The following is a 14681-nucleotide window of genomic DNA, read 5'->3' as shown; positions in this document are numbered from 1 at the left end:
CAGCTGTTAAAATAATCTGGCAACCCCTATTCCCAGCCATGTAGCCGAGAAACCGACCAGGATATTGAGTCCTACATTATAAAAAGCGCGCAGCATATCCGCTTCTTGCAACAAATGGATGGTTTCATAGCTAAACGATGAGAAGGTGGTCATCCCGCCCACAAACCCCACGGTAATAAATAACCGCCAGTACGGGCTGAGGCTTAACCGCTCGGTAGCCATCGTCATGAAAGCGCCAATAATAAAACAACCAACAATATTTACAATCAACGTCCCGTAAGGAAATTCTGCGCCAAACCGCGCAGCGGCCCAGACAGATACCAAATACCGTGCCGTTGAGCCAATGGCTCCGCCGACTGCTACCAACATTACTTCCGGCAAATCTGTTCACCTCACTTACAGCAATTGTCTTCTATGTTTAACGTGTGGGCGGCTTGTGGCCGTATTTGATAACCTCCACATCGTCTATTGTGACCAGACCTTCTTCCAGCATTTCATCCAGAAACGGCAACAACTTGGCAATATATTCCTCGCTGTCGATGAGTTCTACCAAAATGGGCAAATCGCTGGATAAATCCACAATACCGGCCGTATGAATCCGGCTGTTGGCCCCATAGCCCACAATACCGCGAAACACCGATGCCCCCGCCATATCCAGCGCTTTGGCTTTTTCCACAATGGCATGATACAAAGACCGCCGTTTCCAGTGATCGCTTTCCCCGATGTAAATCCGTAATCGTTTGGCTTGACTTGCAATTTTGGGCACAAAAATTCCTCCTTCGAACTATATGAAATCAGCACTTTGCCGGGCCCGCCGGCCGGCGCAATAAACCAGCATGCCAGCACAACCAGTTGTAACCCGGGCGTGCCGGCTGCTTAGTGTGCTAAGCCAGCAACCGCCGGAAAAAAACAGACTCCTACCACCTGAGTGGTAGGAGTCATTACCGCTTTGCGCGGGGTTAAAGGCGAACTCCATCGCCGCTGTTTAATATAGTTTTATTATACCAGCCTGCCGGATTCAGCGTCAATAGAAACCTATCCGTAGCTAAACTGTTTCTCGGTAAGGCTTTACATATCCAAGCCTTTACTTTGCTCTGTTGCTTATAACCTTACTTAAGACTTCAGAGGCATTGTCGGCTTCTTGTTTGCCAACTCCGGCTGCGAGAACCGATAGCAAACTTTTCATCTGCGCCTCAGTCAGCCCGGTATTAAACCCGATATTAAAATGGGCCTGCAGCTGAGAGTTAACACCTGCCATGCTTGCCAGCGCGGCTATGGTTGCGATCTCCCTGCTCTGAAAATCCAGAATATCCCGGCCGAAGATGTCCCCGAACAGATGTCCTTTTAAAAACTCATCAATTGCGGGAGCAAATGTATAAATCGGCCCCCTGGCCGGTGTTCCTCCAGCCAGGCCAGTCTGAATTTCTGTTCCCAGTTCGATGTTGCTTTTATTAGCAGGCAAGGGACTTGCCTCCTTGCCAATCTCGTCCTGAATACCTTTCGCTTTCCGTTCTTCTAGAACGCTCATAAAGGTACTGATTCCGTTCAGGCTGCGCGGGAAACCACAATACGCGTACATCTGCACAAGGACTTCTTTGATTTCATTAACAGTTAGCCCATTATCCAACCCGTCATTCAGAGTAGTTTTCAGCCTTCCCAAATCGCCTTGGGCTGTGAAGGCAGCAATTGTGACGATACCCTGTTGTTTTGCGTTCAAGCCTTGATCATTCATGTTTCTTGCCTCCGATATAGGGGTTATACTAAACAATGAGATAAAAATCCCCACCAGAATTGCCGTGATTTTTGGGGCCATGACATTTCCACCTTTACTTTGAAATTTATTAATATTGTTAATTCACTCCTTTTATTTAGAATTCTCACCTCCATGGTTTCGCTGCGCTCTGCAGCAAGAATATACACTTTTACTTATGTGGCATTTTGTTTTTGTTATTGTACAGCCTGGAGTTAACACCAGGTCAAGGGAAAAATAAAAATTCTTTCGCTTGACTTAGAGTTAACTTCATCCTTTAAGATAAAAAAAGCTACTACATTAAGGATAGAGGTACTATATGGAATATCGAAAAATACCAAGAGGTAATGATAAGGTCAGCACAATTGGAATAGGCGGAACCCATCTGCACGAAATCGCTGCGGCAGAAATGCAGCGGTTGATTGACTACTCGCTTGCACAGGGTATCAATCTGATCGATATGGCATTTTCCTATCCCGAAGCGCTGGATAAGCTCGGCGCGGCCCTAAAAGGTCAGCGTGACAAAGTTTTGTACCAGATGCATCTGGGGCTTACTTTTCCCAAGGGCCAGTATTTGCGCACCCGCAAGCTTGCTGAAGTAAAAGAAGGCTTTGAAGCACAGCTTGCCAAACTGGGAACCGACTACGCCGATATTGGCTTTATTCACTATGTGGATGAAGCGCAAGATTTCGAGGAAGTGTTTTCTTCCGGCGTTTTCGATTATGCCCGGAAACTGAAAAAGGCTGGCACAATCCGTTACCTTGGCTTCGCTTCTCATAACGTGGATATTTGCAACCGCTTTATTGAAACAGGTGAAATCGATTTGTGCATGTTCAGTCTCAATGCGGCCTATGACCTCGACCCGGTGAGCAATGTTCCTTTTGAAGAACTGGATATGAGCGGTCAAAACCAACTGGCTGTTTCGCGTGAACGCTCCAAGTTCTATCAGGAATGTGAAAAACGCGGTATTGGTATCCAAGTGATGAAACCCTATGGCGGCGGCATATTGCTGGATCGGAGCACTTCGCCATTTGCAAGGGCCATGACAATCTGCCAGTGCCTGCAATATGCGCTTGACCGCCCGGCCGTGCTATCCTGTCTGCTGGGTGTACGTTCAAAAGCCGATATGGCGGATGCCATTGGTTTCTATTCCGCTGGCAAAGAAGAACGGGATTATTCGTTTATCGCCGGTTTGCAGCATAAGGATATGCGGGGAACCTGTGTCTATTGCAACCACTGTCTGCCCTGCCCTGTCAATATAGATATTGGCGCCGTTCATAAATACCTCGATCTATTTCTCGCTGGCGATCATTTAGCGAAAGAACATTACCTCTCGTTAAGCCAAAGGGCAAGAGACTGTGCAGAATGTGGATCGTGCGAAAAGAATTGCCCCTTCCAGGTAAATATCCGGGGAAAGATGCGTCAAGCGATTGAGGTATTAGAGGATTAATTTAGAAGAACCCCTGCGTTTTTCTCATCGCAGTAAATACAACAGATAATACGTTATGCCGGCATAGCAGCCTGAAATTGCAAGATAATCGATCAGAAACCCCCAAAGGGAAGGCGCTGCCCCCCACTCCATAAAGACATGCTGCAGGAGAAGCTTATCACCAATATGATGCGTAAAGGATGCATAAACGCCGTAAGCAATGACGGTAATGGCTACGATGCGGCCCGTAATGATCCAACCTAAGCTGGAACCATCGATATGCAGCCAGTTCTTTAGCTTTGCCCCGAGCATGTCCCAGTGCAGTCCCAGATGTATTGCCGCGAGGATAAAGCTCGCATAAGCCGCCCCTTGATGAAGATCATGCACGAGGAGCCCGTCGCTCCGTATACCTGGCGGTGCAAATACTGTCACCGAAATCAGCACGCCGGTAACGAACGACGTAAGCATGGCAGCTGTCAACAGTAGATTGGCGAGTGTCATGAGTACACTTCTGACGCTCTGCCTGCCCTTGAAGAACACCGTATACCAGCGTCGATTCAGCACATTATGAAAAATAAACAGCAAAGCGAGGACCAACCCGCCGCTTTCATGAAAGGCATTTCCCGTAAAGCGGTAATCCATGATCAACAGCAACAGCACAGTCATTGCTATATTCAATATATTTCTAATCAAATCTCATTCCTCATTTTATAAACCTATTGCAAACAAATACTTTATTTTTTCCAGGGCATAGAACTATCAGCTTGACTTCGCTCAAAATCAATAGTTTTTCGTTTTTTAAAGAATGGGGTGCTGCACTGACAACTTTGTCAGCACAGCACCCCGCCGTACTGTCATGGACAAATACAAAGGATTATTTTAACTGATTGTATTCATCATCGGCAACAGGTTCCAACCATTCTGCCGGACCGGCCTGGCTGTTGGTCTCAACGGAAAGATGTACGAACCAGCTGTCTCTCGCAGCACCGTGCCAATGTTTCACGTTTGCCGGAATCTTTACAATATCACCTGCCTTGAGTTCACGCGCCGGTGTTCCGTCTTCCTGATACCAGCCTCTGCCACCTGTTACTAAGAGAATCTGACCTCCCGGATGTTTATGCCAGTTATTGCGGCAGCCCGGCTCGAATGTTACGTTGCCAATCGGACAGTTGAATTCCTTGTCGCCCGGTACCAGCATTTGAAGATATGCCTGACCGGTAAAGTTTTTATTATATGGCGCCGGCATTTTGCCGCCTTTCGGAAAAATTACGCTATTGCTTAAATCGCTCATTTGAATGTCTCCTTCTTTATAATTTGTAGATCTTTTCCGTTTTCCTTTAAAATCAGCTTATTTTACACCAGTCTTTTTCAGCCAGGCTTCTACCTGTGAAGCCTTCGCCGTGTCATCATATACCGAAAGCACTGACAGCACCGCCGAATCCGGGCAGAGCTTTTTGACTATGGCTTCGATATGACCGGAGCCGCCTCCGCCGTGGGTGCAAAACGGAACAACGTTTTTTCCTGACAAATCATAGCTTTCCATGAAAGCGGCGACAGGCGGCGCAATTGTACTCCACCAGTTCGGCGAGCCCACCAAGACCGTATCATAAGCGGCGAGATCCTGGACCTTGGTTTTAAGTTCAGGCTTGAAGCCCGCCTGGATTTCTTTTTTCGCCTGCTCCACGACTGTGCTGTAGTCGTCAGGATAGGCCTTTTCCGGCACTAGCTCACAAAGCTTCCCACAAGTCTCCTCAGCAATCAGCTTCGCTAATTTACGTGTGTTCCCGGAATGGGAATAATATACAATCAAAATATTTTTGCTCATATAAAAAACTCCCTTCATTGATTTACAGTCCATCCTGACAGTAAAAACGCCGTTCATCTTTGCCGGTTTTTCGAGTCCGGTCGTGAGATTCCCTATTGGGACCAGTCCTGGGGAGATAGCTGGTTATTGTATTAAGAAATCCGTAAGATACGAACAGCTTTGAATTTGTTTACGCTCACAGGTTATCACTTTGAGCTAACTCAAAGTCAAGCTTTTTTCAACAAAATGACGTAGCCATATATATGGCTACGTCATTTTGCACTTTTTTTCCAAAAAGAGCTTGACCTCGAGTCGACTCCAAGTGATACGTTATAGGTATTATGAGAGAAATGGAGGTATAGTATCATCATAAAACGTCGTGATTTCATCAAAGCTATGGGGGCCGGAGCTGTAGGTCTCATGCTCGGCGGCTGCAATTTTAAATCGCCTTTGTCGACTGTTACCCCGGACAATCTATCCTCCGCCGGCAAAACCGCACCGGATTTCTCCGGTACGGTCGAATATCGCCCCCTGCGCGCCGGAGCAAAAATCAGCACCCTCGGCATCGGCGCCAGTGCTCTTAATGAGTCCTCTGCGGCTCAGATCGAAAGAATGATTGCTTATGCTTCAGAGCAGGGCATCAATTTAGTCGACACTGTCATGTCGCACTTTGGACCGGCAGAAGCTATGGGCCGTGCGCTAAAGGGACGGCGCGACAAGATAATGACGCAGATGCATATCGGTGTCACTTATCCGCGCCAAATCTATACGAGAACACGAGACTTAAACCAGGTACAGCAGGGCTTCGAGCAACAACTGAAAGCCTTTGACACGAATTACAGCGATATTGGCCTCATTCATTATGTTGACCAGCCCGATGATTTTGTGAGGGTGATGGCTGGCGGCATCCTGGATTACGCCCAAAAGCTCAAGCAGGACGGAGTCATCCGATACCTCGGCTTTTCTTCGCATTCTGTGGATATCTCCCGCCGTTTTCTCGAGACCGGTCTCATGGACATCTTCATGTTCAGCATCAACCCGGCCTATGACTTTGTTCCGGTTGATGGCCGGCTGAAGCTGTCCGAAGAGCGGCGACAGCTCTATCAGGAGGCCGAAAAGCGAGGTGCAGGCATCACCGTCATGAAGGTGTATGGCGGCGGCCGTTTGTTAAGTGACAGTTCCTCGCCCTTCGGGCGCGCCATGTCCGTGCCGCAGTGCATCCAGTACGCGCTGGACCGTCCGGCCGTTGTTTCCTGTCTGCCCGGCGTGCGCAATATGGAAGATCTCACCGGGGTGCTCGCCTATTATATTGCCTCGCCGGCGGAACGCGACTACGCCTTTATCGCCAGTGCACCACATCAGGATATGAACGGTGTCTGCATTTACTGCAACCACTGTCAGCCCTGTCCTTACGGCATCGATATCGCCGCCGTTAATAAATATTTTGACCTTGCCCAAGCCGGTGACAAACTTGCTAAAGACCACTATTTCAAATTGCGGCGGACAGCCAGAGACTGCACGTACTGCGGCGAATGTGTGCCGCGGTGCCCGTTCCACGTGGATATACTGAAACGCATGCGCGAAGCTAATGAATTCTTCGGTCGCTGAAAGTAAGCAAAAGGAGTACACTACATGAAAAAAATATTAACCTTACTATTGTCCGTGCTCATGCTTTTCTCGCTAACAGGCTGCGGGAACAGCACTGCTGCGCCTAACTCTTCACCGAAACAGACAGTTTCTTTCTCTGATGAGAAAAATACTTCAGCTGCGTCAAATGACAAGGGCTCAAATAAAAGCGGCAAAAAAATCCTCATAGCGTATTTTTCCCATACAGGAAATACCCGGAAAGCCGCTAATCAGATTCACGAACTCGTCGGCGGCGACCTCGTCGAAATCAAAACGGAAAAGCCTTATCCGACGAATTATAACGAATGCACCGATCTTGCCAAACAAGAAAAAGAGACAAATGCCAGACCGAAGCTAGCTACGAAGGTAACAGATATGAGCAGCTATGATGTTATTTTCGTAGGCTATCCGATTTGGTGGTACACCGCGCCGATGGCGATTCATACCTTCCTCGAAGCCTACGATCTTTCCGGTAAAACAGTAATTCCCTTCTGCACCAGCGGCGGCAGTGACGTTGCCGAAAGCATGGGCGCCATCAGGAGCCTCTGCCCGAATTCCACTGTATTGCAAGGGCTCACAGCCAACAATCTCAATGACATCAAACCTTGGCTCGCCAAGCTCGGAATGCTTTGATTCACTGTCCCTTCCGGGATAAAAGATTTCGTAAAAAGCAAAAGACCCTATATAGCAGGAGTTTTAATCCTGCTATATAGGGTCTTTGGTTTAAATCTTCATAGCCGCTTGTCTGCGCCTCGTTTTTCCGGGTATAAACGGAGCTGGCCGCCATATCGCTAACAGTTCCTGCCGCCAAGCCTGTAGTGACCTTTCAGCACCAACTTTTCGCCCATTCAGGCAAACTGCAAAAAGCACTATTTGCCTTACCGGCAAATAGTGCTTTTGCAATTTAGTATTATTCTTTGGCAGCGGCTGCTTCAGCCACAGCTTCATCATACATTTTTGCCAAACGCTTGTAAGAGTCACGTCTTTCAGCAGCGTCCTTGGCAGTTTTATCAAACAGGGCTTCCGCTTGATCCGGGAAGAGTTTCTTCAGTGAGGAATAGCGAACTTCGCCCATGAGGAACTCTTTGAAATCAGCGGAAGGCTCTTTGGAGTCAAGGCTGAACGGATTCTTGCCAAGCTCTTTGAGGGCCGGATTGTAGCGGTACATGGACCAGTAGCCGGCTTCCACAGCGCGTTTGCATTCCAGCTGGCTGTTGCCCATGCCTAATTTCAGGCCGTGGTTGATGCAAGGCGAGTAAGCGATAATGAGGGACGGTCCCGGGTATGCTTCCGCTTCCGCAATGGCTTTCAGAGTTTGGTTTTTATCAGAACCCATGCAGACCTGAGCTACATAAACATAACCATAGCTCATGGCCATCATGCCAAGGTCTTTTTTCTTGGTCTGTTTACCGCTGGCGGCAAATTGCGCTATAGCAGCAGTTGGTGTTGACTTGGAGGACTGACCGCCGGTATTGGAGTATACTTCCGTGTCGAAGACAAACACGTTAACATCTTCACCGGAAGCCAGGACATGGTCCAGACCGCCGTAACCAATATCGTAGGCCCATCCGTCGCCGCCGAAGATCCATTGCGAACGCTTCAGGAAGAAATCTTTATAGCTATAGATTTCATCAAACAGCGCATTGCCTTTGGCAGCTTCCAAAGCAGCGGCAAGCTTGTCCGCCCGTTCACGGGAACCGTTGCCAATATCTTTCTTAGCCAGCCATTCTTCGAGGGCAACTTTTACATCGCCGGTTGCGGTAGCCAGTGCTTCGGTAGCTTTAGCGGCCAGACGGTCGCGAATTTGTTTCACGCCGACTTGCATACCGTAACCAAACTCAGCGTTATCCTCGAACAGGGAGTTAGCCCAGGCAGGACCATGGCCGCATTTGTCAGTGCAGTACGGAGTTGCCGGAGCGGAAGCGCCCCAGATGGAGGAACAGCCGGTTGCATTGGCAATCATCATGCGGTCACCGAACAATTGGGTCACCAGCTTCGCATAGGCAGTTTCCAGACAGCCTGCGCATGCGCCGGAGAACTCAAGATACGGGGTTTCGAACTGGCTGCCTTTAACGGTTTCTTTATTTACCGGGTTCGGCTTCTTGGAAATGGTCATAGCATAATCCCAAAGTTCAGCCTGAGCCATTTGGGTACCGATTGGCTGCATAGTGATCGCTTTTTCCTTAGCCGGGCAAACTTGGACGCAGTTGCCGCAGCCTGTGCAGTCTAACGGCGATACGGCAATACGGAATTGCAGATCGGCAGCGCCGGTAGCTTTCTTGGCGGTAAAGCCGGCGGGAGCATTTTTCATTTCTTCTTCGTTAACAAGTACCGGCCTGATGGCGGCGTGCGGGCAAACGAAGGAGCATTGATTACATTGGATACATTTATCAATATTCCATTCCGGAACATCTACGGCAATACCGCGTTTTTCATAAGCCGCGGTACCCATTGGGAAGGTTCCGTCAGTGATACCCATTTCTTTTAAAACACTGACAGGCAGCTTGTCGCCTTCGGTACGGTTCATAGGAATAACTACTTTCTCAATGAACTCAGGCACTTTTTTGGCAGCTACAGCGGCGTCCTGTGCATTCTTCCAGGCGTCAGGAACATTCACTTTCACCATGGCGCCGATCCCCTGATCAATAGCGGCAAAGTTCATATTAACAACTTTTTCGCCTTTCAGGCCATATTCGTCAACAACGGAATCTTTGAGATATTTTACAGCATCTTCAATAGGAATGATGTCGGCCAGTTTAAAGAAGGCCGATTGCATAATCATATTGATGCGGCCGCCCAGACCGATTTCGCGGGCGATTTGTACGGCATTGATGGTGTAGAATTTAATGTTGTTGGTAGCAAGATACTGCTTAATGGCAGCCGGCAGGTTTCCTTCCAGTTCGCTATCGTCCCAAATGCAGTTGAGCAGGAAGGTACCGCCTGGTTTCAACCCGGCCAGAACATCGTATTTGGTAACATAGGACTGGTTGTGACAGGCAATAAAGTCAGCTTTGTTGATAAGATATGGAGATTTAATCGGCTTTTTACCGAAACGCAAATGGGAAACGGTTATGCCGCCCGACTTTTTCGAGTCATAGGCAAAATACCCTTGTGCGTACAGATCGGTTTTGTCGCCGATGATTTTGATAGCCATTTTATTGGCGCCGACTGTGCCGTCAGAACCCAGACCCCAGAATTTGCAGGCGCGAGTACCGGCTGGCGTAGTATCGATGTCAGTACCAATCGGCAAGGAAGTGTTGGTGACATCGTCAACAATACCAATTGTGAAGTTGTCCTTGGGCTCATCAGCCTTAAGGTTTTCAAATACCGAAAGAATTTGAGCCGGTACAACGTCTTTGGAGCCCAGACCGTAGCGGCCGCCAACAATAATCGGCTGCCAGGAGGTCCGGTAAAATGCGTTTTTAACATCAAGATACAACGGTTCACCAGCACTGCCTGGCTCTTTGGTCCGGTCAAGAACAGCAATCTTGGTAACAGTTTTCGGGATATATTTCATGAAATGTTTGATGGAGAAAGGACGATAGAGATGGACTGTTAAGAGACCTACTTTTTCACCGTTTGCATTCAAATAGTCGATAGTCTCTTCAATCGTTTCACAGGCGGAACCCATAGCAATAATCATACGGTCAGCATCCGGCGCACCGTAGTAGTCGAACAGGTGGTATTCCCGACCGGTGATTTCTTTAACTTTTTCCATGTACTTCTCAACAATTTCAGGCAACGCTTCGTAATACTCGTTGGAGACCTCGCGTCCCTGGAAATAAATATCCGGATTTTGCGCAGTTCCTCTGGTAACCGGATGGTTAGGATTGAGCGCCCGCTGACGGAAAGCTGCTAAAGCGTCTTGATTGACAAGTTTGCCTAAATCAGCATAGTCCCAGGTTTCAATCTTTTGAACTTCATGAGAATTCCGGAATCCATCGAAAAAGTTCAAGAACGGAACTCGGCCTTCAATAGCCGAAAGATGGGCTACAGCGGCCAGGTCCATAACCTGTTGCACGCTGCTTTCAGCAAGTAGGGCAAAACCGGTCTGACGGCAGGCCATTACGTCCTGGTGGTCACCAAAAATGTTAAGAGCAGAAGCGGCTACTGCACGGGCACTTACGTGGAGGACGCCTGGCAACAGTTCCCCGGCAATCTTGTACATATTGGGGATCATTAAAAGCAGACCTTGGGATGCGGTAAACGTGGTTGTTAGAGCACCGGCTTGCAGCGAACCATGAACAGCGCCGGCAGCGCCAGCTTCCGATTGCATTTCTACAACCCTTACTGTCTGTCCAAAAATGTTTTTACGCCCTTCTGCAGCCCAAGTGTCAACGTTTTCTGCCATGTTGGATGACGGTGTGATCGGGTAAATGGCTGCAACTTCAGTAAACGCGTACGCTACGTGAGCGGCTGCAGCATTGCCATCCATAGTTTTCATTTTTGCCATAGGAGGATCCCTTCCTTTGCTTAATATTAGAATTAGCAGCTATCGCCTTTTCAACAGACTAACACTGCTAATAAACCGCTGGACAAAAAAATAAGCAAGCACCTACACTTGAATTTGATAATTTTTATTAAATTGATCTGTGCATAATATTCTTTTAAAAAATCTAGAATCCTGCTTAAAAAACGAAATTTTTGTTTTAAAACGGTATTTTTTTTTGTTTTTCACTTCTTACAATTACAAACGTTCCTTGAAGTTTGAATTTATTTATGATATAATAAATTCTGATTATTCTAAATTGGTTTTTTAGGTATATTTTGTAACTTATTATAAAAATCGTGTCGAATTTTGCATTAATAGGGAAATGTAACAAACCGTGACTCGCTCCACGGTTTCTCTTTATTTTTGAGGTTGATTGTAACCGTCCTTCCAGAGGAGACATTATGATTGTACACTTCCAGCCGCTGGCGCGAGTCCTCCTTTCCTGATAAACTTGTAGGAAAAAGAAACGGAGGTATCTTACCATGACTAGTAAGGAGCCGCCTGTAGCCATTGTAACCGGTGCAGCTCTGGGGATCGGCAGGGCAATTGCCCATAGACTCGCGCGGCAAGGCGCCCGGATAATCGCAGTTGATAACAACGAGCCGGCCGGTCTTGCTACTGCCGGCGAACTGCACGCCGAAGGCTTGGAAGTGAAATTTGTTCAAGCCGATGTCGGGATCGTTGAAGATGTCAGGAAAATTGTCAGTTTTACGGCTGATACCTATAGGCGTCTGGACTGGATCGTAAACAACGCGGGCGTCTCCTGGTTCAAGGCAATTGAGGAGATTGAAGTTGCCGAATTTGACCGGATAATAAACATTAACCTGCGATCAGCATTTGTGTTAACTAAATTTGCCCTACCCCTGTTAAGAAACTCAGTTGAAGCCGCTATTGTCAATATTTCCTCCACACGCGCCTTTATGAGCGAACCAAATAACGAAGCCTACGCAACGGCCAAAGCAGGCTTGCTGGGCCTCACCCATGCCCTGGCCAACTCGCTGGGGCCAAAAGTGAGGATTAATGCCATCTGTCCCGGCTGGATCAATGTCAGTCAGCCGCCGGAAGCTTTTAAGCCGCGCGATCATGCCCAGCACCCGGCCGGGCGGGTTGGTCTGCCGGAGGATATTGCCGGTATGGCGGCCTTTCTCCTCTCACCCGCAGCCTCGTTTATTACCGGCCAGGCCTTTATTGTCGACGGCGGTATGACTAAGAAGATGATTTATGAAGAATAAAATAAAATTTGTGCATAAAAAATAATAAACGGGGCAGACTACCCCCTAAATAATTCCGGAGGTGACGGGTATGGGGGATAAGAAACCCGGACGCGGCCCTAAGAAAAGCGCTAAAACCAAGAAATCACAAAGAGATAGTTCGCTGGAAATCTCAGTAAAAAAATAAAGCAAACACCAAATACTCCCGGCCTTAGGACCGGGAGTAACATTTTAAAACACGGGGACAGGGGCTATGTTTCACGTACGGCCAGGGCCACTGCTACTTTGTGGTGCGGTCCGGCCCATGGAACTGTGCTGAGTTCGTCAGCACTAAGCCAAGCGGTCCGCTCCGGGAGTGCCTCGCCTGACAGCCATTGGCATTCATAAAACGCAATATCCCATTTACGGTGGCTGAATGTATGAATATAGTGGTATTGCCTGGTACCGACATTGACCTGTTGCCGGCATTCCTGCCATAGAGTCTCTTTTAGTTCAGAGGCAGCCGCCTGCTCATCAGTGAGTTCTACGGCGGGGAATTCCCACATACCGGCCAGCAGACCGGTCTCAGGCCGCTGCCGCACCAGATAATGTCCGTTATAGAGTATCAAACCGGCGGCCAGAACAACCAGCAGCGGCTGCTTCTTAGGAGCACGCACCGGCAAAGTATCCTGAATATCCAGTTCGTAGGCTTTACATAAATTGGTCAGCGGACATAGCTGACAACGCGGCCGCAAAGGAATACAGACTGCAGCGCCTAAATCCATCAGGGCCTGATTGAAGTCACCGGGGCATTGCCCGGGTATATGCCGCTGCACCAGACGCCTTACTTCCCGTTTGGTTGTCTGCCTGGCAATATCTTCCCTGAGACAAAACAACCTGCTGAAAATTCTCAGCACATTACCGTCAATTGCAGGAGCCGGCCGGTTATAAGCAATACTGGCAATAGCACCTGCCGTATATTCCCCTACTCCAGGCAAACTTTGGATAACGGCCTCGTCCGCCGGAACTTTCCCGTTATATACGGCGCACACCTCTTTTACACCTGTCAGCAGGTTGCGGGCCCGCGAATAATAGCCAAGCCCCTGCCAATAATGCAATACTTCCTGTTCCGACGCCTGCGCCAGTATTTCCGGCGTGGGAAACCGTTCCATCCATCGTTTGTAATATCCTTTTACGGCCTCTACCCGTGTTTGTTGCAGCATGATTTCCGACACCCAGATTTTATAAGCATCTGTATCTTTACGCCAGGGCAGGTCCCTGGCGTTTTTATAATACCAGTCCAGCAATTGGGCAGCTAATGTCATAGTTTCTTCCCTTCTAAAATTTTGCTTTGCTTTGTTATTTATATTATCATACAATTATACAACAATCAGCGAAAGAGGTCTTCTCCATGAAATCATTTCAAACCTATAAAATCTCCCCGGATCACGCCGGCATGACTGTCGAAACCTATCTGAGGCAAATCCTGCATTATTCCGGACGGAAAATACAAAAAGCAACCCGGCAAAAAGGCTTCTTTTTAAACAGCAAGCCAGCATTTCTGGCAAGAAAGCTGAAAGAAAACGACACGCTGCGCCTATTAGTGCTTGAGGATACCTCCTACGGTGTAACCCCTGAACCTGGTACGGTTGAAATTTTGTATGAAGATGAATATTTGCTGGTACTGAATAAGCCGCCCTATCAGCTTGTCCATCCCGCCGGCCAAACAGCCAGCGGGACTTTAGCGAACCACTTGGCGTATCATCTAGCCGGACAAGGTGTAATGACTACCGTTCGGGCCATACATAGACTTGACCGCGAGACATCCGGCTGTGTTATATTTGCCAAAGATGCCCGCAGCCAGTTTTTATTGGAAGAGCAGTTGAAGAGCAGGCTACTTACCCGTACTTACCAGGCTCTGGTTCAGGGACTTGTCAGTCCCCCAGCGGGAACGATTGAGGCCCCTATCGGGGCGCACCCGAGTTTGCCAAATCGCCGGACCGTCACTTCCGCAGGCGACCGGGCGGTTACTCACTACCGTACCATCTGCTGTTTTTCCGATGCCACCTTGTTGGAACTAACCCTGGAAACCGGACGCACCCATCAGATCCGGGTTCATCTTGCCCACCTGGGGTTCCCGATTACCGGTGACCGAATGTACGGTATCCGTTCACCATTGTTGCCAAGGCAGGCCTTACATGCCGTTTCTGTTAAATTCCACCACTTGGGCAACAATAAACCGGTTACCGTCAGCGCTCCCCTTCCCCCGGATATAACACGTCTGCTGAGTTCTCTTGAGAATTGCTAGCCTTTCCTAAAAAGTTATTTGTCAGCAGCGCCAAATAACCCCTTTCATTCTTGACTCGCAAGAACACCTGCCACTATATCAT

13 protein-coding genes and 1 riboswitch are annotated in these 14681 nt (G+C 48.4%); of the genes, 5 read left to right on the top strand and 8 right to left on the bottom strand.

The window, feature by feature from the left end; genetic code table 11:
* Positions 1-6: 6 nt before the first annotated feature.
* The 3 genes from crcB to SATMO3_RS11880 all read right to left on the bottom strand — a co-directional run bounded on the left by crcB (position 7) and on the right by SATMO3_RS11880 (position 1813).
* Positions 7-381: a fluoride efflux transporter CrcB gene (gene crcB / locus SATMO3_RS11890; RefSeq protein ID WP_371381002.1), complete on the bottom strand. Its 375-nt coding sequence runs from the start codon at positions 379-381 to the stop codon at positions 7-9.
* A 37-nt stretch (positions 382-418) separates the two neighbouring features.
* Positions 419-766, bottom strand: coding sequence for a DUF190 domain-containing protein (locus SATMO3_RS11885; RefSeq protein ID WP_371381001.1), 348 nt, complete (start codon positions 764-766; stop codon positions 419-421).
* Positions 767-925: 159 nt separating this feature from the next.
* Positions 926-989: riboswitch (Fluoride riboswitch) on the bottom strand.
* 95 nt (positions 990-1084) lie between these two features.
* Positions 1085-1813: a carboxymuconolactone decarboxylase family protein gene (locus tag SATMO3_RS11880; RefSeq protein WP_371381000.1), complete on the bottom strand. Its 729-nt coding sequence runs from the start codon at positions 1811-1813 to the stop codon at positions 1085-1087.
* A 256-nt stretch (positions 1814-2069) separates the two neighbouring features.
* Between SATMO3_RS11880 and SATMO3_RS11875 the strand changes: the two genes are divergently transcribed.
* Positions 2070-3200: an aldo/keto reductase gene (locus SATMO3_RS11875; RefSeq protein WP_371380999.1), complete on the top strand. Its 1131-nt coding sequence runs from the start codon at positions 2070-2072 to the stop codon at positions 3198-3200.
* Positions 3201-3224: 24 nt separating this feature from the next.
* Here the strand turns inward: SATMO3_RS11875 and SATMO3_RS11870 are convergent, their stop codons facing one another.
* The 3 genes from SATMO3_RS11870 to SATMO3_RS11860 form a co-directional block, all read right to left on the bottom strand.
* Positions 3225-3872 (bottom strand): DUF4405 domain-containing protein, encoded by a 648-nt coding sequence (locus tag SATMO3_RS11870; RefSeq protein ID WP_371380998.1) that lies wholly within the window; start codon positions 3870-3872, stop codon positions 3225-3227.
* Positions 3873-4053: 181 nt separating this feature from the next.
* Positions 4054-4470: a cupin domain-containing protein gene (locus tag SATMO3_RS11865; protein ID WP_371380997.1), complete on the bottom strand. Its 417-nt coding sequence runs from the start codon at positions 4468-4470 to the stop codon at positions 4054-4056.
* A 57-nt stretch (positions 4471-4527) separates the two neighbouring features.
* Positions 4528-5004 carry a flavodoxin gene (locus tag SATMO3_RS11860; RefSeq protein ID WP_371380996.1) on the bottom strand — a complete coding sequence of 159 codons (477 nt, stop codon included), beginning with the start codon at positions 5002-5004 and terminating at the stop codon, positions 4528-4530.
* 399 nt (positions 5005-5403) lie between these two features.
* On the opposite strand from SATMO3_RS11860, the gene SATMO3_RS11855 reads away from it, so the two are divergent.
* Both SATMO3_RS11855 and SATMO3_RS11850 read left to right on the top strand, forming a co-directional pair.
* A complete protein-coding gene (locus tag SATMO3_RS11855) occupies positions 5404-6591 on the top strand; it encodes an aldo/keto reductase (protein ID WP_371380995.1) in 1188 nt (395 codons plus the stop codon).
* 24 nt (positions 6592-6615) lie between these two features.
* Positions 6616-7242: a flavodoxin gene (locus SATMO3_RS11850; protein ID WP_371380994.1), complete on the top strand. Its 627-nt coding sequence runs from the start codon at positions 6616-6618 to the stop codon at positions 7240-7242.
* A gap of 277 nt (positions 7243-7519) precedes the next feature.
* On the opposite strand, the gene nifJ is transcribed toward SATMO3_RS11850, so the two are convergent.
* A complete protein-coding gene (gene nifJ, locus SATMO3_RS11845) occupies positions 7520-11062 on the bottom strand; it encodes a pyruvate:ferredoxin (flavodoxin) oxidoreductase (protein ID WP_371380993.1) in 3543 nt (1180 codons plus the stop codon).
* 521 nt (positions 11063-11583) lie between these two features.
* On the opposite strand from nifJ, the gene SATMO3_RS11840 reads away from it, so the two are divergent.
* Complete coding sequence (locus tag SATMO3_RS11840) at positions 11584-12333, top strand: SDR family NAD(P)-dependent oxidoreductase (protein WP_371380992.1); 750 nt, start codon at positions 11584-11586, stop codon at positions 12331-12333.
* 230 nt (positions 12334-12563) lie between these two features.
* Here the strand turns inward: SATMO3_RS11840 and mutY are convergent, their stop codons facing one another.
* A complete protein-coding gene (mutY, locus tag SATMO3_RS11835; protein ID WP_371380991.1) occupies positions 12564-13616 on the bottom strand; it encodes an A/G-specific adenine glycosylase in 1053 nt (350 codons plus the stop codon).
* Positions 13617-13702: 86 nt separating this feature from the next.
* Between mutY and SATMO3_RS11830 the strand changes: the two genes are divergently transcribed.
* Positions 13703-14599 carry an RluA family pseudouridine synthase gene (locus tag SATMO3_RS11830; protein ID WP_371380990.1) on the top strand — a complete coding sequence of 299 codons (897 nt, stop codon included), beginning with the start codon at positions 13703-13705 and terminating at the stop codon, positions 14597-14599.
* Positions 14600-14681 lie beyond the last annotated feature (82 nt).

Origin of the sequence: Sporomusa aerivorans, assembly GCF_041428895.1 — a bacterium.
In the GTDB taxonomy this organism is placed as follows: domain Bacteria; phylum Bacillota; class Negativicutes; order Sporomusales; family Sporomusaceae; genus Sporomusa; species Sporomusa aerivorans.
This window is presented reverse-complemented; position numbering and strand designations above follow the sequence as displayed.

Excerpts from the sequence above, each read along its gene's own strand:
- SATMO3_RS11855 (WP_371380995.1), top strand. The coding sequence starts at position 5,404 with ATGCTCGGCGGCTGCAATTTTAAATCGCCTTTGTCGACTGTTACCCCG.
- SATMO3_RS11875 (WP_371380999.1), top strand. The coding sequence starts at position 2,070 with ATGGAATATCGAAAAATACCAAGAGGTAATGATAAGGTCAGCACAATT.
- SATMO3_RS11860 (WP_371380996.1), bottom strand. The coding sequence starts at position 5,004 with ATGAGCAAAAATATTTTGATTGTATATTATTCCCATTCCGGGAACACA.
- nifJ (WP_371380993.1), bottom strand. The coding sequence starts at position 11,062 with ATGGCAAAAATGAAAACTATGGATGGCAATGCTGCAGCCGCTCACGTA.
- SATMO3_RS11840 (WP_371380992.1), top strand. The coding sequence starts at position 11,584 with ATGACTAGTAAGGAGCCGCCTGTAGCCATTGTAACCGGTGCAGCTCTG.
- SATMO3_RS11830 (WP_371380990.1), top strand. The coding sequence starts at position 13,703 with ATGAAATCATTTCAAACCTATAAAATCTCCCCGGATCACGCCGGCATG.
- SATMO3_RS11865 (WP_371380997.1), bottom strand. The coding sequence starts at position 4,470 with ATGAGCGATTTAAGCAATAGCGTAATTTTTCCGAAAGGCGGCAAAATG.
- SATMO3_RS11880 (WP_371381000.1), bottom strand. The coding sequence starts at position 1,813 with ATGGCCCCAAAAATCACGGCAATTCTGGTGGGGATTTTTATCTCATTG.
- SATMO3_RS11850 (WP_371380994.1), top strand. The coding sequence starts at position 6,616 with ATGAAAAAAATATTAACCTTACTATTGTCCGTGCTCATGCTTTTCTCG.
- mutY (WP_371380991.1), bottom strand. The coding sequence starts at position 13,616 with ATGACATTAGCTGCCCAATTGCTGGACTGGTATTATAAAAACGCCAGG.